The organism is Candidatus Brocadia sp., assembly GCA_021646415.1.
Classification (GTDB): Bacteria; Planctomycetota; Brocadiia; order Brocadiales; family Brocadiaceae; genus Brocadia.
Window position 1 is genome coordinate 16,237 of sequence record SOEU01000010.1, and the last position, 18,777, is coordinate 35,013.

An 18,777-nucleotide genomic window follows, 5' to 3' on the forward strand; every position below is an offset into this window, starting at 1 on the left:
AGCTCTTCACTTACCAGCATCAATTCGGTGGTGTTCCTTGTGTATCCGTGGTGAATTAGTATGATACATGAACCCCTGGAGGCACTATGTTTAGAGATGCAGATGAACAATTAGAAATTATCACGCGTGGAACGGTAGATATCGTTACGAAAGAAGAGCTGATAAAGAAACTAAAAAGGTCAGTAAAAGAAAATAAACCACTCCGGGTAAAATTGGGGCTCGATCCCACAGCCCCGGATATCCATATCGGGAATGCTATACCCATCCACAAATTGCGCGCATTCCAGTCGCTCGGCCATACAGCTATACTCATCATTGGGGACTATACAGCAACGGTAGGAGATCCTTCGGGGGTTAATAAGACGCGTCCTATGATTACCTACGAAAAGGTATTGGAAAATGCCAAGACCTATCTTTCACAGGCAGGCAGGATCCTTGATATGAAGAAGACGGAGGTGATTTATAACAGTGAGTGGTTTAAGAAAATGACCTTCCATGAGGTCATCCAACTCGCTGCAAAGATGACCGTAGCCAGAATGATGGAACGTGACGATTTTACCAGGCGTTACCATGCCGGCATTCCCATTAGTGTCCATGAGTTCATCTACCCCCTCATGCAGGGCTACGATTCCATTATGGTAAAAAGTGACGTAGAATTGGGCGGCACAGACCAGTTATTCAGCCTGCTCGTGGGAAGGGACCTGCAAAGGGATGCCGGTGTAGAACCACAGGTTGCCCTGACCACACCCCTCCTTGAAGGAATCGATGGAAATAAAAAGATGAGCAAGAGTCTGGGAAATTATATCGGCGTAACCGAATCTCCCGGAGAAATGTTTGGTAAGGCGATGTCTATCCCGGACAATCTGATGCGCAAGTACTTTGAACTTGCAACAGACCTGAGTACCGGTGAGATCAACCAACTCCTTGATGTCCATACCCATCCACGCGCGGCTAAAGTAGCTTTAGCCAAGGCAATTGTCCGGCGTTATCATGATAGTAAAGATGCAGAGGCAGCCGCGGCAGAGTTTGATCGTGTCTTTAAAGAACGTGAACTCCCGGATAAAATCCTTGAAGTCGAAATATCAGAGAATGAACTAACGGATGGCAAGATATGGATTGCCAAACTTATCGTCCTGTGTGGCTTTGCTGCTACCAGCAGTGAGGCACGACGATTGGTTCAACAGGGCGGAGTAAGTGTGAATGGCGAAATCGTTAATTGCCCCACCTTAAACATCGAGATAAAACCTGATATGATCCTTAAGGTAGGAAAGCGCAGGTTTGCACGGATAGTAATAACTAATTAGCATTCAGCGGTTAATTGAGAAGCCGATCGCTCACAAATGAACAATGCTTTAATCGTGTTCCTCAAATATCCCGAACCCGGAAAAGTAAAGACCCGCCTGGCAAAGGCACTGGGGGATGAAAAGGCATGCGCAATCTACAAATCTCTGGCAGAAGGTGTTATCAAAAACATTATCTCAAAAAATTCAAGGACGTTTAATATCCACATCCTTTTCACACCTGCTGATAAAGTAAATGAAATCAAGGATTGGCTAAGACCCCTCCTCAACAGCGATCAGGGAGTTGACACACACCACATACCCCAGGAAGGCAAAGATCTGGGCGAAAGAATGCTCAATGCCTTTCAACAAATATTACAAGAAAAACATTACAAAAACGCCATAATTATTGGAACAGACTGTCCTGGAACAGATGCCTCATTGATTGAAGATGCCTTTGAAGTATTGAAGAAAAAAGACATTGTTATCGGACCGTGCAGGGATGGTGGTTATTACCTGTTAGGTATGTCAAGCTTAGTGCTTGATTTGTTTAAAGATATTGACTGGAGCACAGATCGTGTCTTTGACCAAACGATGAAAAAAATAAATAAGAATAATTTATCTTATAACATTTTAAAGACCTTAACAGATATTGACACAAGGGAAGACTTATATCGATGTGCACCAGATATCCTGACATGTGCAAGTCAAAAATAGTAATGCGTCTTTGATGAGATTGTCTATAACAGAAGGGACGATGACACAGAGGGTTTTCTGCGCAAAAGTGTGTATCTTTATTAGGCTCAGTATAGATAATTTTACATCTTCTTTCCGGTATCCACACAAATTCTATGAAACTTGAATTCCACTACTATATGTGCTAAACTTTTTTAAGTGTAGTTTCTCTGTTAAGAAACTGCTATTGATAACAACCATGTTGCGATCTTTTTGAAAAGAGCTTTTTCCCAAAAATGCTTTAGCATACTTCTCACTATTCTTTCCGGCATAACAGGAGATTCGTTCTGCTACTTATGAAAGGATGAGGCTGACGTCTGCATAAAGAATTAATCGTGATCATAACTCTAAGACAGGTTAACTAAAGAGGGAAAGCTGTAAATGTATTCGTGAATAAATCGGAACCTGTTCTCTGGCCTTGTCAGACTTTTACCATGGTTGGTTCTGACAAGATTCAGGCTGGTTCTGGAATATAAAATGAACGAATATAAAACAATTAAAAACACTACTACATTTATAAAGGATGCAAGTTTTGATTCCAAAAGGATGGATGACCCTTTTATTACCGGGGCATATATTCCTGAAGAATACAACTTAAAGATTTCTGGAGAAGGCCTTCAATTGGCAAACAGAAACGAATTGAGACATCCTGTTGGGGTTGTTGCTGCCAGGTCTTTGCGGTATTTCAGCACAAATGGCGAAAATTTTAATATCTTCCGTATACGAGATATGGTCGTCTGGCGGCTCAGGCACATCTACAACAGTTTCAACTGGTGGAATGCCTACGTGGTAAATGCAGAAGGTGAACGGAAATATATGCCCATGTTATACATAGGGGAAAAATTCGGTACTGTAACAGGTAATACAAACGAGGCAGATATTGTGCCAAGTGCATTTGAAAATGACCGGTGTATCATCAATCAGGAAAGTAAGGGAGGGGCGATTTTTGCCGTTGGGTACAGTGAAAGAGGTGCATTATTCAATTCTCCCGATATGTATGGGGTCAAAACGATTGTTGGAAATAAGTATAAAGGCGCTGGCGTTAATGTGATCCATAGTATTACAAAGAATCTCAGGCTTATGGCAGAACGCTCATTAAAAGCCAACGGTAAAGAGATCTCTCCTCAAAGTATTCATGATGAAATCAAGGAGATGAAAATTGTTATCCTGGACAGGCCCAGGCATGAGAAACTCATTAAAACAGTAAAAGAGCTCGGCGCCCAATTAATTCTCGTTACGGATGATGACCTTACTCCTACCCTTGCAGTCACGAGAAACGACATTGACCTGATCACCGGTGTAGGTGGAGTTCCCGAAGCAATATTAAGTGCAATTATCGTTGAAAAATTAGGCGGCGAAATGAGCTTAAAAATATTACCTGCTGATATAGCACAGGATGAAAAGTTATTGGGGAAATTACATAATTGGAATCTCTTCAAGAAAAACGAAATAGATATCTTACGGAATTTTAAAATTGTAAGACCCGGCACAGAAAAAGAAGGAGAGAAGCCATGGGATACCGTCTGGACTTCAAGGGATTTGGCCAGGGGCATGGATATGGTTTTTACAGCCAGTGTCATCAAAAAAACCCCATGGATAAGGTTCCCGGATGGGAAAGAAGTTCCCGGAGTAGAATTAGAACCTGAAACGGGAGAAGTAACGGTACATATAGTTCGTATTGCCGGTAATAACCTTGAAATTGTCCCCGTCATCTATACAACAGCAATCAGTGAATGCATCATGCAATATAAAGAGCCGGCAGAAGCTCATGCCAGGATGGATGGAGATTTGCTCATCCAATGGGGAAAAGCGTATGCAGAGTTCGGTATGTTTCAAAACGCAAAAGAATGCATACGAAAAGCACGGACATGCGAAGACGCAAATGAGGATTTCCTGCAGAAGTGTGATGCTTTGTACGATTATATTGAGGGATTAGATGTCCTTGTCAACAAGCATGTTCAAACACCAGGAACTTTAATAGAACATTTTAAAAAGGTATGCCTTTTAGGACGGAAAGACGATTTATGGCTAAAATCCAAGCTCATGATTAAAAGATTTTTCGAATACCTCGGTGACAAGCATTATCATGACCGGCACTATGAGGATGCCCTTGCCTGTTATAAAGAGGCATTACAATACAGCCCCCAATTGAATCTCTACCGTAAGGTAAATTCTATTCAGATGAGAGATATGCTGGAAGAGTATTTTCATCTGATTGACAAAATATATAAGGAACTCAATTACAACGAATCGAAAGATCTGGAAAAATACAAACTTGGAATCGCATTGGAAGTTTTTTATAGCAACGAGGGGTTTTTAAAATTTTCGTGCAGAGAACCGTGGCTTATCTTCTTCAGGAGAACTGTATTACATGGGATAAAGCCTTCTTACAAATTGGCCATTCTCATCAAATTATTAAGATTACATAAGAAATTAAATACCACAAGCGATGAGGAACTTTCCCTCTTTTTAAAGAGAGAATTTGGTATGATGGAAGATGAAATAGATAGTATTCTCAATTATAAGAGGGCGCACAAAAGATTCCATTCTGTAAGTGAACTCTATCGTGTAAAAGGATTGAATTTGGAGAGCTTTTCAAAATTACTGCTCCCACATGTAATTGTAGAAAGCCAAAACGAACTGGAGGATGCCGATATCCCGCTGAGTATCAGCCTTGTTGAGGTAATGGAAAAAAGATATAAAAATATGCTGGAGGAACTTAAGGATGGATACAGGAAAGAGGCGCAAGAGCATTCGTATGCAATGGCAGAAGCATATCATTATGTAGGTCTTGCACTGTATGATGTCGGTGATGACGAGGGTACAAAAATATATTATGAAAAGGCACTCACAAAATTTCATGAGGTCGTAGAGAAGTTCAAGGGAATAACACCGGTTAATACTCAGTATCGTATTGGCAATCTTTACGAAGAATTAGCCATGCTCTATGAGAATGAGAAGGGAGAGTATTACAAAAAGGCAATAGATGCCTACACACGTATTATAGATGAGCAGCAATCAATAAAATTATTTGGTTATATACGCGGGTTGGTTTCGGTCCGAATAGAACAGGCTAAGGAGAGGGTAGAATGTTTGAAAAGAGAATTGTTACAGGTAACTGACGGCCTTTGGCCTTCTGTCATGTAAATTTATCAATAAATTCCTTATCTTGATGATTCTATAACAGCCCCATCTTCTCATCAAATCCACACATCACATTCATGTTCTGCACGGCCTGGCCGGATGCCCCTTTGATGAGGTTGTCGATAGCGGAGAGGACGACGATGCGGTTTTCGGTGACCTTTGTGGCTATATCACAAAAGTTGGTATAAATTACGTCTTTTGTTTTGGGTGTTTCATGGCCTTCTTTCAAACGAATAAAGGGTTCGTTACCGTAAAATTCTTTATAGAGTTTGTGTACCTCATTGTCACTGAGAATCATACTCGCTGGCCTCATCTCATGCTTTGGCTTGGCATAGATGGTACACAGGATGCCACGATTCATGGGGACAAGGTGAGGGACAAATTGGATAGATATCTTCTGGTTTGTCTTAATGGAAAGGATATGTTCAATCTCCGGACTGTGGCGATGCCCTCCAACACTATAAGCCTCGATGTTCTCATTGCATTCGCAATAGTGGGTATCTTCCCTGGGTTCACGCCCGCGTCCAGACACACCTGACTTGGCATCCACGATAATATCGTCTGAAAAGATGATCCCTTTCATGAGCAAAGGGGCCAGGGCCAATATCGTTGCAGTCGTATAACAACCTGGATTGCCTATCAGATTCGTTTTTTTAATTTCGTCCCTGAAAAGTTCCGGAAGGCCATACACGGCTGTTTCAATACCCTTGCTATCCATATGCTGTGTCTTATACCACCTTTCGTAAAGTGATTTGTCGCGGAAACGATAATCGGCACTGAAATCTATGACCTTGATGCCCTTTTGTACAAAGAGAGGGACATACTGCATAGAGATGGCTGGTGGTAATGTAATAAAGGCGAGATCAATATTTTCAGGAACTTCTTTCTGCTCAATAGTTTCGCACGGCAAATCAAGCTGGTTTTTTAAAATGGGGAATATGTCTGATATCCTGGGACGGTCGGTTCGGCGTACTCCGAGATAGGAAATTTTTACCTCCGGATGGTGTAAAAGAATTTTTATTAGCTCAAGGCTTGTATAAGCCGTGGCGCCAATGATTCCAACATTTAACATATTTTAAGAGTAACCACAGATTTCACAGATTACACTGTTTTTTTTATTTATCTGCGTAATCTGTGGTTTTAAAAGTTTTTTATTTGTCTGAAAATTGTGTCATGAAACCTTGCTAAAAATTCTTTTCTTTTTCTTTTCCGGTCCTTTTAGTCCGAAAACGACCGGCAACATCTCATCCACTTTTTCTACAAATACGAAGTTCATCTCCTTCTTTGCATTTTCCGGCACTTCCACCAGATCCTTTTCATTTCGTTTAGGCAAGATAACGGTAGTGATCCCTGCCCGCTTGGCTGCAAGCACCTTCTCTTTGATACCTCCTACCGGCAGAACACGACCACGCAACGTAATCTCCCCCGTCATGGCTACGTTGGAGAGAATTGGTGTTTCTTTCAAGAGGGAAATCAGTGCCATTGCCATCGTTACACCTGCAGAAGGCCCATCCTTCGGAATGGCACCTGCGGGGATGTGGATGTGAAAATCGTATTTATTAAAATCCTTGAAGGTGATTCCTAGCCTCGTCAATTTGGCCCGAATATAACTCATCGCAGCCTGGGCCGATTCCTTCATGATGTCACCCAGTTGCCCTGTCAGCAAGAGTTTTCCCGTGCCAGGCATGAGAGTAGCCTCAATAAAAAGGATGTCACCGCCAGCCTGTGTCCAGGCAAGACCCGTTGCTACACCGGCTTCCGAGGTCCTTTCCGCGGCTTCTGAGAAAAATTTGATGGGGCCTAACAAATTGTACAACATATCAGCCGTTACGGTCACAGACTTTTTTTCTCCTGAAGCAATGTCTTTGGCCACCTTCCGGCAAACATGGGCAATTTCACGTTCGAGATTACGGATGCCAGCCTCACGGGTATAATCACTGATAATGGTTTTGATGGCATCATCCACAATGGTAATCTGTTCTTTCGTGAGTCCATGTTCCTTCAATTGCTTTGGTATTGTAAACTGTTTTGCGATAAATACCTTTTCATCGGCTGTGTATCCGGGAAGTTCCAGTACCTCCATTCGGTCCTTAAGCGCAGGAGGGATGGGATCCAGGAGATTTGCTGTGGTAATGAACATTACCTTGGAAAGATCGAATGGTACATCGAGATAATGGTCTGAGAATGAGTGATTTTGTTCAGGGTCTAAAACCTCAAGCAGCGCCGCCGAGGGGTCGCCTCGAAAATCAGCACCCAGTTTATCAATCTCATCCAGCATGAATACCGGATTATTGGAACCCACCTTTCGCAGACCTTGAATAATACGCCCGGGTAATGCACCTATGTATGTACGCCGGTGGCCGCGAATCTCAGCCTCGTCTCTTACTCCTCCAAGTGACATACGCACAAATTTTCGACCGATGGCACGCGCAATCGACATCCCCACAGAAGTCTTTCCGGTGCCAGGTGGACCTACGAAACACAAGATGGGGCCCTTCATGTCCTGTTTTAATTTTCGGACTGCGAGATATTCCAGAATCCTGTCTTTGACCTTTTCCAGGTCGTAATGGTCTTCATCCAATACCTTACGGGCCGCCTGGATGTCCAGGTTATCAGTTGTGGTAATTGCCCATGGGAGAGCAACCAGCAGGTCGAGATAAGTCCTGGAAACTGTATATTCTGCAGAGGCAGAGGGCATTTTGACGAGCCGGCTTAATTCCCTCTCGGCTTCTTTTTTAGCTTCAGGAGGCATTTTCGCCTCTTCAATCTTCTTGGTCAGTTCTTTGACCTCAACGGCACGCTCGTCTCCCTCGCCCAATTCTTCCTGGATCGCCTTCAGTTGCTGCCTCAGATAATATTCCCTTTGCCCCTTTTCCATCTCACTTTTCACCTGGGACTGTATCTTTGTGGCCATCTCCAGCACTTCCATTTCGCTCGTGATAAAGGCAGTTATCTTCTGTAATCTGGCCTTCACATTGATTGCTTCAAGTACTTGTTGTTTTTCCGCTACGCCAATATTCAGGTGGGATGCAATCATGTCTGCCAAACGGCTTGGGCTGTCAATGTTGACAATTGCTATTTTCAGCTCTTCGGGTAAGGATGGCGCCATGGATATCATACGAATAAACTGATCCGCAGCATTTCTTGCCAGTGCCTCAGTCTCCATATCATTCTCAATAATATCTTCCAGAACGGTCACCTGGGCCTTAAAATAAGGTTCTGTTTGGATATATTCATCGATTTTGATTCTGCTGACACCTTGCACCAGCATCTTCGCAGAGTTATCGGGCATACGAAGCATCTGGAGCACAACAGCCGCTGTGGCATAATCATGCAGATCCGATTGCTTTACAACCTTGAGATCTTTGTCTTTTTGTGCCACAAGCGCCAGAAATCGGTTCGCTGCAAGGACATGATTCAAAAGTTTAATATCTCTTTCCGTAACAACGCTGAGGGCAGCTACCATACCGGGGAAAACCACAGTATCCTTAACGGGAAGGACTGGCATTTCCTTTGGTATCTTTAGCTTCTCTGGCTTGTTCTCTTCGGCTGATCCAGATTCCAGGTTTAACGTGACTTTAGCTTCTGATGGGTCTTTGCCTTCATTATCTGCCATATAATCATACACCGTTTCAGAAAATAATTACCATGAACTTATTGATGAAAATTAATTTTTATTGAAAACTTTTGAGATGATTGTTGCTGCGCCTTAGGTAAAATGACTTGCAGAAAGCCATCCTTATACGTGGCTTGTATATTGTCCATATCAATGGGTTTCGGAATGAATATACTCCTCTCGAAGTACCCGTAACGGATTTCTACCTGATAAAAGCATATCTTTTCATGTGGTGCAGTATCCCTTATAAATCCACTGATGGTAAGGACTTCGTCTAAAAAGGAAACACGAATATCCTCTGATTTAGTGCCAGGCAAGGACATCGTTACTACCACTTCATTGGGAGTTTCATAAACGTCAGTAGGAGGTTGCCATGGCGTTGAAGAATTGGTAGGAATATTTTTGTTAAAGGCAAAAAATTCTGCAAAGAGCTTTTCCAATTTATTCTCTTTTGCATCAGCTTTGTAATGAATACTGTTATAATTCGCCGACATCTTTAACCTATCCGCCTCCATATTTTTATGAATGCCAATAAACTGGCACAAAAGGATGAAACCAGTAAGACAAAAAAGAATGCCATTTCAACCGAAGGGAAAAATCTTACTGTTTAAAACGGCAGAGATTCCTTACCCCAATCGGAAAGACCATATATTTAAAGGTATTGCCAAATGGAAACCAGAATTACTATAACAATTTTTATTTTCAAGTGCAAGAGGTTTCAATTTATCAAACTTTTGATACGTGCAAGAAGATAGAGAAATTACGAAGTCACCAATAAAAAACCCCGCATACATGCGGGGTTTTTTAAAAAAATTGTTAAATTTAGTTATAAACGCTTAGGGATTTTCCCGATTCATTATTAATACATATCTCCGTACCCACCGTATCCTCCACCCGGCGGCATGGGAGGCATCTTCTTCTTTTCAGGTATCTTACCTACAATGGCATCTGTTGTGAGAAGCAAAGTGGATATGCTGGCTGCATTTTGCAGTGCCGTTCTTACTACCTTTGTCGGATCAATTATGCCTTCACTTACCATATCACAATATCGATCCGCACTGGCATCATAACCTTCGTTCCCTTTTGCGCTTTCCACTTTCTGTACAATTATGGCAGCGCTCACTCCTGCATTTGTAGCAATCTGTCGTAAGGGTGCCCTTAGCGCCCTGCGTACAATATCAATGCCCACGGCTTCATCTCCGGATAGCTTAAGTGCATCCAGGGCCGGGAGGCACCTTAAAAGTGCCACACCTCCACCAGGGAGGATGCCTTCTTCAACAGCAGCACGGGTTGCATGCAGGGCGTCTTCCACTCGCGCTTTTTTTTCCTTCATCTCGCTTTCAGTAGCAGCGCCCACATTAATTTGCACCACACCACCAGCCATCTTTGCCAACCTTTCCTGAAGCTTTTCGCGGTCATAATCTGAAGTTGTTATTGAAATCTCCTTTTTGATCTGTTCAATGCGGGCTTTTATCTTTTTGCTTTCCCCTGCCCCTTCAATAATGATCGTATTTTCTTTATCGATCTCAACTTTCTTTGCCCGGCCAAGATCTTTGAGCTGGATAGACTCCATATTAATACCAAGGTCTTCAAAGACCGCCTGACCACCAGTAAGGATAGCAATATCCTCTAACATGGCCTTGCGCTTATCTCCAAACCCCGGTGCCTTTACTGCTGAGCATTTTAAAGCTCCACGCAGTTTATTAACAACTAAAAGAGTTAATGCCTCCCCTTCTATGTCTTCAGCAATAATTAAAAGTGCTTTTCCCGTTTGAGAAACTTTTTCCAGTATAGGTACCAATACCTTGGCGGTAGTAATTTTTTTCTCATGGATTAAAATATAGGGGTCTTCCAGCATGCATTGCATCGTATTTGGATTCGTAACAAAATACGGTGATAGATAGCCTTTATCAAACTGCAGGCCTTCAATCCATTTCGCTTCGGTTTGCAGGCTTTTGCCTTCTTCCACCGTTATAACTCCGTCCTTTCCAACCTTTTCCATGGCATCAGCAATAATCTTTCCAATTTCAGTGTCGTAATTCGAGGCCACTGTGGCTACCTGCTCAATCTCCTTTCGCCCTTTCGTAGGAATACTCATTTCCTTCAACTTTTTGACCACAGCTTCAACGGCCTTATCAACGCCGCGCTTGAGTGCCATCGCATTAGCGCCAGCCGTAACATTTTTTAATCCTTCAACAAATATGGCTTCTGCAAGTACGGTAGCAGTTGTGGTACCGTCACCCGCAACGTCGCTGGTTTTGGATGCAACGGATTTTACCATTTGCGCACCAATATTTTGCATATGGTCTGAAAGTTCAATTTCCTTCGCAACGGTAACTCCGTCTTTTGTAATGGTGGGAGAACCAAAGCTTTTTTGGATAACGACATTGCGTCCCCTCGGTCCCAGTGTAATCTTTACTGCATCCGCCAGTTGTTTTACGCCAAGCTTAACGGTTTCCAATGCATCATGATCAAATATAATCTTTTTTGCCGACATATCTACGTATCCTCCAAAATTTTTCTACCGCTAATAAATACTGTTGACGTATGGGCAATGAGCAAAACTGATGCCGATTTATTCATATTATATCGCCCCCGGCCGACATTATCCTCCAAATGCTAACTTCTTGTGTATCAATGAAATAAAGTCCACATACCAGGAAAATGGAAAATACGAAAAACCCTTTGCTGTGCAGACATGCCATTATGGCGGTGGCCTTATTGAAACACCTATGAATTGTATGCCAAACTGACAGGAGGTTTTTTGGTGAGGTGTATTTGAAATTTCTTTCAAAGAAATAAAGCCGTCGCAAATTTATTTATTCTTTATTACTGAAGATATTTCATATACAATAATCACCATGAAAAACAAATATTTTTCCCATATCACTCTTTTTATTTTTTGCCTGTTTTTTTCTTCAGGCTGTAGTTTCATATCTATTTCCCTGGCCCCATCTGTCGAACCACTCAAGGAAACAACGGTATCTGGGAGTGGAAAAGACAAGATACTCATGATCGATGTTTCCGGCATTATTTCAGAAGAAAGAAGGCGAGGCCTTGCAGGGCTTTCGGAAGAACCGGATATGGTTGCCCGTATCAAAGAAGAGCTGAAGACGGCAACCAGAGACAAAAACATGAAGGCCATTATCCTGCGTATCAATAGCCCGGGTGGCACAGTTACCGCCTCAGATATGATTTATCATGAGATAGAGCAATTTAAGAAAACAACCAATATTAAAATTATTGCATGTATCATGGATTTAGGGGCATCGGGTGGTTATTACGTGACCGTTTCTGCTGACAAAATTATAGCACACCCAACCACGGTTACCGGCAGCATCGGTGTTATTATGATCAATCTTAGTGTTGAAGGGCTTCTGCAAAAAATCGGCGTGAAGGACACCTCCATTAAAACGGGTGAATACAAGGATATGGGTTCACCCTTAAAAACGATGACAGAGGAGGAACGAAGGATATTTCAAGGCGTAATGGATACCCTGTACGAGAGGTTTTTGGCAGTCATTGCGGAAAACAGGAAGAAACTAACCCCTGAAAAACTGAGATTCCTTGCCGATGGCAGGATTTATACCGCCCGACAGGCATTGGAATATGGTCTCATTGATCAGATTGGATACCTCGATGAAGCCATTTTACTGGCAAAGGAGGAAGCAGGGCTAACAGAGGCACGGGTTGTCACATACCATAGGCCCGGAGTTTACAAGAACAATATTTATTCCCAACTCAGCAATGCAGGTTTTGGCGCCATTAACCTTCTGAACATCGACCTAAAATCATTCGTTAATTCAGGCACGCCGTCGTTTATGTACCTATGGGCACCATAAGATAATGAAAATATCAAAATACAAAATGCAAAACTACCGACTTTTATTTTGTGTTTTTCAATTTTCACTTTTCATTTTGCATTTTTCCGGTAGTTTTGAGATAGCATCCTGCTAGGATTTAAGCTTATGTAAATACCCCACCACCTTATCTCCCATTCCGGAGGTCGGGAGTATTTTGTCTTTTGGGGTATTGGCACTGGCAATATCACCCGTTCGATACCCATCTTCCAATACAGCCATAATAGCCTGTTCAATGGCATTTGATTCTTCACGAAGACCGAAGGCATATTTCAACATCATGGCTCCAGACAAGATTTGGGCTAATGGGTTGGCTTTATCTTGTCCTGCAATATCTGGTGCTGAACCGTGGATAGGTTCAAAGAGCCCAAAACCCGTCTCTGAGAGGCTGGCGCTGGGAAGCATGCCAATAGAGCCGGTAATGGCCGATGCCAGGTCTGACAGGATGTCTCCAAACATATTCTCGGTAACAATCACATCAAATTGTTTCGGGTTTGTTGCCAGTTGCATGGCGGCATTGTCCACGTACATGTGATTAAGCTGAATTTGTGGATAATTTTTCAGAACGTAGTCAACAACCACCTTTCTCCAGAGTTTTGAGCTTTCCAGGACGTTTGCCTTATCAACAGAGGTTAGCCTCTTATTGCGTTTCATAGCCGCCTCGCAGGCAACTTTCGTAATCCTCAGAATCTCTGGTACAGAATAGATCATATAATCCACGGCGTAATCCCCCTGAACAGCCCCTTCCTTCAAGGTAAGTGACTTGACCTTGTTCTTACCGAAATACACCCCCCCTGTCAATTCCCGCACAATCAGAATATCCAACCCCCCTTTCAGGCGTTCTGATTTCAGGGATGCCGCGTCTGCCAATGGGCCGAAGATTACAGCCGGACGCAGGTTTGCAAACAAGCCATAAATACCCCTTAAGGGCAACAATGCCCCCCCTTCAGGGGTTAATTCTGCGGGCAAGTTCTCCCATTTTGGCCCACCCACTGCACCGAAATAAATAGCATCTGCATTATCACATACCTTTTTTGTTTCATCCGGCAATGGATGACCATATTCATCATAAGCGCACCCTCCTACTAATGCCTCTTTATATTCAAAGGTATGGCCAAATTTCTTCGCAACGGCATCCAACACCTTTCGTCCTTCCTTCATTATTTCAGGCCCGATCCCATCTCCGGCCAGTACAGCAATGCATTTTTTCATTTATTCATCTCCGTATAATCCATAATCTCTATAGGTAAATTGTTTAAATCAGGACGCAAATTTATGCAGATACATACAACTGGGGCACGGAGCATTGTCCCCTACAAACCTGTCAATCGTTCGACTGATCGCTCACGACGAAGTACGCGTTCATCTGTGTCCAAAATAAGGAATGATTTTACCTTTCTTTTTCAGAAGAATCTACTTCTATTTATTATTGATTCTGCATACGAAATGGCTAAAATTACACAAATAGTCGGATCACCGCAGAGTCGCAAAGGTCGCAAAGAACGAGTGGAAGACGACGGGTATCGTGTCGCACGTCGCATGTCACCCATCACTTTTCAGCGTTTTCTGCGCCCGTTCGATTGACAATAACTATTACAAATTATAATAAGAGGCACTTCATTGAAGATATCGGTTGTTATTCCCACACTAAACGAAGAATCCCACATTGAAAAAACACTTCAAAGCATTACAAAACAGGACGGTGATTATGAATTCTTTGTAGTAGACGGAGGCAGCAGCGATAATACAGCCACTATCGCCAAAAGATACACCATGGTGATAAACAGCAAACGTGGCCGGGCAATTCAAATGAACACGGGGGCAAGAGCATGCAGCGGTGACATTCTATTATTCTTACACGCCGATACAATTCTGCCGGGCAACGCCTTCCGTGAGATACGAAAAAGGATGAAAGATGATACGGTAGCAGGAGGTTCATTTTTTATTGCGTTTGACACAGATACCTTTATACTAAAAGGTGTTTCTTTTATCACACGCTTTAACTTCAGACTCTTTCATTTTGGTGATCAGGGTATCTTTGTGCGGCGGGAAGTCTTTCAAACACTCCGCGGATACAAAGAAATACCCATTATGGAAGACTATGATTTTTATAAAAGGCTAGGGAACCAGGGTAAGGTTATCCTTATACGGATGCCGGTGATTTCTTCGGCAAGACGATTCGTCAAGAAAGGTGTAATAAGACAGTTGTTGATTAATAAGTGCGTGGTTCTGGCCTATTGGGCTGGTGTGAATATACAAACCATTAAACGTTTTTACGACGACGTGAGGTAAAAAATATGCAGATATTGCTGACAAATGACGACGGCATCTATGCCCCCGGAATTGATGCCCTGAAGCATACCATCCAGGACCTTGGCCAAATTACCGTGGTGGCTCCTGATGTCGAACAGAGTGGGGTTGGACACTCCATTACCTTCAGTCATCCATTACGAATCAGAGAGGCACATTTAGACAATGAATTTCTTGGTTACAGTGTGAACGGTTCTCCGGCCGATTGTGTAAAACTGGCCATTTATGAGGTCATGAAACAGAAGCCAGATGTAGTCATATCAGGCATCAACATGGGTTCCAATGTGGGTATCCATATCCTGTATTCCGGAACAGTGGCTGCCGCAGTTGAGGCTGCCATCATGGGATTTCCCTCCATCGCCATTTCATTCGAGATTTCTGGCCAATATGCTGACATCCATGGCGCAGCAAAGGTTGCAAGGAGCGTCATAGAACGCATTCTAACGCATAAGTTGCCTGCAGGGTCGTTACTCAATGTAAATATCCCCTCAATTCCCCCGGATCAAATCAAAGGAATAAAGGTAACACGACAATTTGCCCATGATTTTAAAGAAAACTTTGAGAAACGTATAGACCCGGGTGGAAAGGCCTATTACTGGTTAATAGGCACAGACAAGGCCCTCCACCGTGAGGAAGACACGGATATTAATGCCGTCAATGAAGGCTATATCTCTATTACCCCTCTCCGTTATGACCTGACAGATTACACCATGCAAAAAAAGGTTGTGGAGTGGGACTGGAAAGGCATCGTGTCGTAAGTTTGGTGAAACCGGGCTCGCCTTAAGACTTGAAAAATCCGGGAATAGTCGTGCTCATGAAAAGTAAATTGAAGCATATTTACCAAGATAAAAATCAATTTTGAAGACTGGAAAATTCTCGTTTGCAAGAAAATTCATTTAATTGTCTCTATTGGAATCGCGTATAGGGATTCTTCACGCATACATTCGGTAGCAAAAGCAAAAACAGCGCGTATACTCTCTTTTGTTAACGTTGGATAGTTTTCCATGACCTGTAGTTCTGTCCATCCCTCGGCAAAAACCCTAAAATAAATTCCACTGACATTCGCGTTCCTTTAACGACGGGCTTGCCAAGCAAAACTTCTGGATCTGAATGTATGTATTTTCTCCAATCTATATTTGTCATTATTTTGTCTCCTTTCATATGAATCTGTTCATATGCACTGCGGATATACTATCAATTTTACGATGTTTGCGCAACCGGCAAATTGTCTAAAAGCTTTATTATATGAGGGATAAAATGAAAGTAAATTGGAAAGATTATATCATAAGCACTTCTGATGTGCTTCATGGCAAACCGCATTTCAAGGGTACAAGAATTCCCGTAAACCTTATTCTAGGCTATCTTGCAGCGGAATACAGCAGGAAGGAAATGATCGCAGAGTTCCCGGACCTTAAAAATGAGCATATTATTGCATGTCTGGATTATGCTATCTACCTCACCTGATCCATCGCATTTACTACATTCGTGCCATGCTTCTCCTCCAGTAAATGCCTCTAAGAAAGAATGAATACTACCTGATCCGTTACAGGTTTCACATTTAACTGTTCCATTACCATCACACCGAGCACAGGTTGCCATTCTTACTCTACCTCTCTTTCTAAGTTATTTAGAATATAAAATTAAAAGAAAGCCGTAAATTTCACGGTTTTTTGGAAGTTACCTAGAGGAGTAGGGTCATAGGCACAAGTTAATCATATTTTGTAACACTTTAGTTTTTTGAAAAACTATCAAGGCAAAGCCTTGTGCTGATTTCGCCCCGGAGGGGCAAATTGCTCATAGGCAGGCAATTTATTGCCTGTGTTAATGGAAAGATAAAAATAAACCCTGTAGGGGTGAATGAAGATTATGGATACAAAATCGTCTCAATCGTCCCTACGGGACTGTATTTCTATTTGATAAAAATACAGGCAATAAATTGCCTGCCTATTACCTCACGTCCCTATAGGGACTTAAAAAGCACAACTCATCTTTCAAAAAACTAAACTGTTTCCATATTTTTAGTATCCACCATCTCCATCTCCATCACCACCACCGCCAGTCTCTTTTTTTAGTTGGACATCGGCTATCTCATTTTCCCCTTCTGCAAGTTCGATTTTCTTTTTTGCATTCTTGAAGCCCTGCTTTTTTACCTTCAAAATATAATTACCAGCACTTAAATCTGAAAATAGATATTTACCGTCACTATCAGTAATGGTTTTGTCCTTGAAATCCAGTTCCTTGCTTTTTAAAGAAACTTTTGCACGCTTAACCGGCTTGCCGGATTTTTTGGCTGTTACTGTACCGGATACACTACCTTTTGAAATGGGTGTAGGTACTAAAGTAGGGGTAGGTGTTTGGGCGTTTATCGTGTTGTAAGAAAATACATATGCACTGGCCATGATAAGGCATAAAGATAACGTAATGTTTTTAAACATGGTAACCTCCTATTTGTCAAAAAAACAAATATTAATATTGTTATTCAGCGCCGAATAACTCTTTCTGGTTGCGGTTATGCTGCACTAAGGTAATTTCTAATAAAAGTAATATTATACGTATTACCAAGAGAGTCAATAAAAAACCTTGACTTGTCTCTATTTCAATTCTATAATAAAATTCAAGTTTGCCACGAAGACATCAGGATTTTTCTTTGTGAGACTTTGTGTCTGGTGGCGTAAGAATAGTCTAATGACTGATTGAAAAATATGGGCAGATAGCTCAGTTGGTAGAGCACAGGACTGAAAATCCTGGTGTCGCCGGTTCGATCCCGGCTCTGCCCACCACTTACTACCCTGATATGTGTTTAGAACAAGAAAAGTCGAAGTTTCGTGACCGCAAATCAATCATTGAACAATTGTCCAAGACCTTATAATTCCCTGCCTTTTTATCCATTTCCCGATAATTAGATAACTTGCTCGATGTCCAGTTTATAAATATTACTTTATTAAAAAAAACAACGTAGTCCTGGAATATTTTATTTTCCCCTGGTAATAATACGATTATGATGAATTTGAAGCGATTAGATACGAAATCCTTAGAAGAGCGTGCAAAGGTTATTCGGAGGCATATCATACGGATGCTAACGAAGGCAGGCTCCGGGCATCCTGGAAGTTCACTATCAACGGTAGATCTGCTGGTTGCTCTTTTTTATAACAAATTACGGCACAATCCACAGTCCCCTCGATGGCCAGATAGGGATAGATTTATTTTGTCGAAAGGTCACGCATGTCCTTCGCTCTATGCCATACTTGCTGAAATGGGCTATTTCGATACAGCCATGCTTGATACACTGAGACAGTTCGGCAGCACCCTCCAGGGACACCCCTGTATGAAAACAACTCCGGGCATTGAGGTATCCGGTGGATCGCTGGGACAGGGTCTTTCTGTCGGTCTTGGGATTGCCTTGGCCGCAAAATTGGATAAAAAGGATTATCGAACGTACGTCATGTTGGGCGACGGAGAAATCGAGGAGGGGCAAGTGTGGGAAGCTGCGATGGCCGCAAGCCATTACAAGGTGGATAACCTTTGCGCCATTCTTGATCAAAATGGGCTGCAAATTGATGGGTTTATTCATGAGATTATGTCATCACACCCGATACCTGATAAATGGCGGGGGTTTGGCTGGCACGTGATTGAAATTGACGGACATAATTACGAGTCTATCCTGGCCGCTTATGATGAGGCAGAGAAGATTAAGGGACGGCCAACCGTCATTGTGGCGAAAACTGTGAAAGGAAAGGGTGTGTCTTTCATGGAAAATCATGTTGACTGGCATGGGAAGGCCCCTTCGAAAGAAGAGGCAGAACGTGCACTGGCTGAATTAAAGTAAATGGCA

15 protein-coding genes, 1 tRNA gene and 1 pseudogene are annotated in these 18,777 nt (G+C 42.4%); 10 read left to right on the forward strand and 7 right to left on the reverse strand.

The window, feature by feature from the left end; genetic code table 11:
• The first annotated feature begins 86 nt into the window (after positions 1 to 86).
• The 3 genes from E3K36_09465 (at position 87) to E3K36_09475 (ending at position 5,162) form a co-directional block, all read left to right on the forward strand.
• A complete protein-coding gene (locus E3K36_09465) occupies positions 87 to 1,304 on the forward strand; it encodes a tyrosine--tRNA ligase (GenBank protein MCF6155465.1) in 1,218 nt (405 codons plus the stop codon).
• A gap of 36 nt (positions 1,305 to 1,340) precedes the next feature.
• Complete coding sequence (locus E3K36_09470) at positions 1,341 to 1,997, forward strand: glycosyltransferase (GenBank protein MCF6155466.1); 657 nt, start codon at positions 1,341 to 1,343, stop codon at positions 1,995 to 1,997.
• Between the two features lie 495 nt (positions 1,998 to 2,492).
• Complete coding sequence (locus tag E3K36_09475) at positions 2,493 to 5,162, forward strand: fructose-bisphosphatase class II (GenBank protein ID MCF6155467.1); 2,670 nt, start codon at positions 2,493 to 2,495, stop codon at positions 5,160 to 5,162.
• Between the two features lie 31 nt (positions 5,163 to 5,193).
• Here E3K36_09475 and E3K36_09480 read toward each other — a convergent pair whose 3' ends face one another.
• From E3K36_09480 to groL, 4 genes are all read right to left on the reverse strand, one after another.
• On the reverse strand, positions 5,194 to 6,231 hold the full coding sequence (locus tag E3K36_09480) for an N-acetyl-gamma-glutamyl-phosphate reductase (protein ID MCF6155468.1): 1,038 nt from the start codon (positions 6,229 to 6,231) through the stop codon (positions 5,194 to 5,196).
• A 99-nt stretch (positions 6,232 to 6,330) separates the two neighbouring features.
• A complete protein-coding gene (gene lon, locus E3K36_09485; GenBank protein ID MCF6155469.1) occupies positions 6,331 to 8,775 on the reverse strand; it encodes an endopeptidase La in 2,445 nt (814 codons plus the stop codon).
• A 38-nt stretch (positions 8,776 to 8,813) separates the two neighbouring features.
• Positions 8,814 to 9,290: an Hsp20/alpha crystallin family protein gene (locus tag E3K36_09490; protein MCF6155470.1), complete on the reverse strand. Its 477-nt coding sequence runs from the start codon at positions 9,288 to 9,290 to the stop codon at positions 8,814 to 8,816.
• 344 nt (positions 9,291 to 9,634) lie between these two features.
• On the reverse strand, positions 9,635 to 11,272 hold the full coding sequence (gene groL, locus E3K36_09495) for a chaperonin GroEL (protein ID MCF6155471.1): 1,638 nt from the start codon (positions 11,270 to 11,272) through the stop codon (positions 9,635 to 9,637).
• A 355-nt stretch (positions 11,273 to 11,627) separates the two neighbouring features.
• Here groL and sppA point away from each other — a divergent pair, with 355 nt between their 5' ends.
• Positions 11,628 to 12,617 (forward strand): signal peptide peptidase SppA, encoded by a 990-nt coding sequence (sppA, locus tag E3K36_09500; GenBank protein ID MCF6155472.1) that lies wholly within the window; start codon positions 11,628 to 11,630, stop codon positions 12,615 to 12,617.
• 111 nt (positions 12,618 to 12,728) lie between these two features.
• On the opposite strand, the gene leuB is transcribed toward sppA, so the two are convergent.
• On the reverse strand, positions 12,729 to 13,847 hold the full coding sequence (leuB, locus tag E3K36_09505; protein ID MCF6155473.1) for a 3-isopropylmalate dehydrogenase: 1,119 nt from the start codon (positions 13,845 to 13,847) through the stop codon (positions 12,729 to 12,731).
• A gap of 387 nt (positions 13,848 to 14,234) precedes the next feature.
• Here leuB and E3K36_09510 point away from each other — a divergent pair, with 387 nt between their 5' ends.
• Positions 14,235 to 14,927, forward strand: a complete 693-nt coding sequence (locus E3K36_09510) for a glycosyltransferase (protein MCF6155474.1) — start codon at positions 14,235 to 14,237, stop codon at positions 14,925 to 14,927.
• 5 nt (positions 14,928 to 14,932) lie between these two features.
• Complete coding sequence (gene surE, locus E3K36_09515) at positions 14,933 to 15,703, forward strand: 5'/3'-nucleotidase SurE (protein ID MCF6155475.1); 771 nt, start codon at positions 14,933 to 14,935, stop codon at positions 15,701 to 15,703.
• 134 nt (positions 15,704 to 15,837) lie between these two features.
• Here the strand turns inward: surE and E3K36_09520 are convergent.
• A pseudogene (locus E3K36_09520) lies at positions 15,838 to 16,079 on the reverse strand (DUF433 domain-containing protein).
• A gap of 123 nt (positions 16,080 to 16,202) precedes the next feature.
• Here E3K36_09520 and E3K36_09525 point away from each other — a divergent pair.
• Both E3K36_09525 and E3K36_09530 read left to right on the forward strand, forming a co-directional pair.
• On the forward strand, positions 16,203 to 16,409 hold the full coding sequence (locus E3K36_09525) for a DUF433 domain-containing protein (protein MCF6155476.1): 207 nt from the start codon (positions 16,203 to 16,205) through the stop codon (positions 16,407 to 16,409).
• Between the two features lie 326 nt (positions 16,410 to 16,735).
• Positions 16,736 to 16,948, forward strand: coding sequence for a hypothetical protein (locus tag E3K36_09530; protein ID MCF6155477.1), 213 nt, complete (start codon positions 16,736 to 16,738; stop codon positions 16,946 to 16,948).
• A 15-nt stretch (positions 16,949 to 16,963) separates the two neighbouring features.
• On the opposite strand, the gene E3K36_09535 is transcribed toward E3K36_09530, so the two are convergent.
• The gene (locus tag E3K36_09535; GenBank protein ID MCF6155478.1) at positions 16,964 to 17,380 is read right to left on the reverse strand and encodes a carboxypeptidase regulatory-like domain-containing protein; all 417 of its coding nucleotides are present in this window, start codon (positions 17,378 to 17,380) and stop codon (positions 16,964 to 16,966) included.
• A 269-nt stretch (positions 17,381 to 17,649) separates the two neighbouring features.
• Between E3K36_09535 and E3K36_09540 the strand changes: the two genes are divergently transcribed.
• Both E3K36_09540 and E3K36_09545 read left to right on the forward strand, forming a co-directional pair.
• A tRNA-Phe gene (locus tag E3K36_09540) sits at positions 17,650 to 17,725 on the forward strand.
• A gap of 218 nt (positions 17,726 to 17,943) precedes the next feature.
• Positions 17,944 to 18,771, forward strand: a complete 828-nt coding sequence (locus E3K36_09545) for a transketolase (protein ID MCF6155479.1) — start codon at positions 17,944 to 17,946, stop codon at positions 18,769 to 18,771.
• The last annotated feature ends 6 nt before the right edge of the window (positions 18,772 to 18,777 follow it).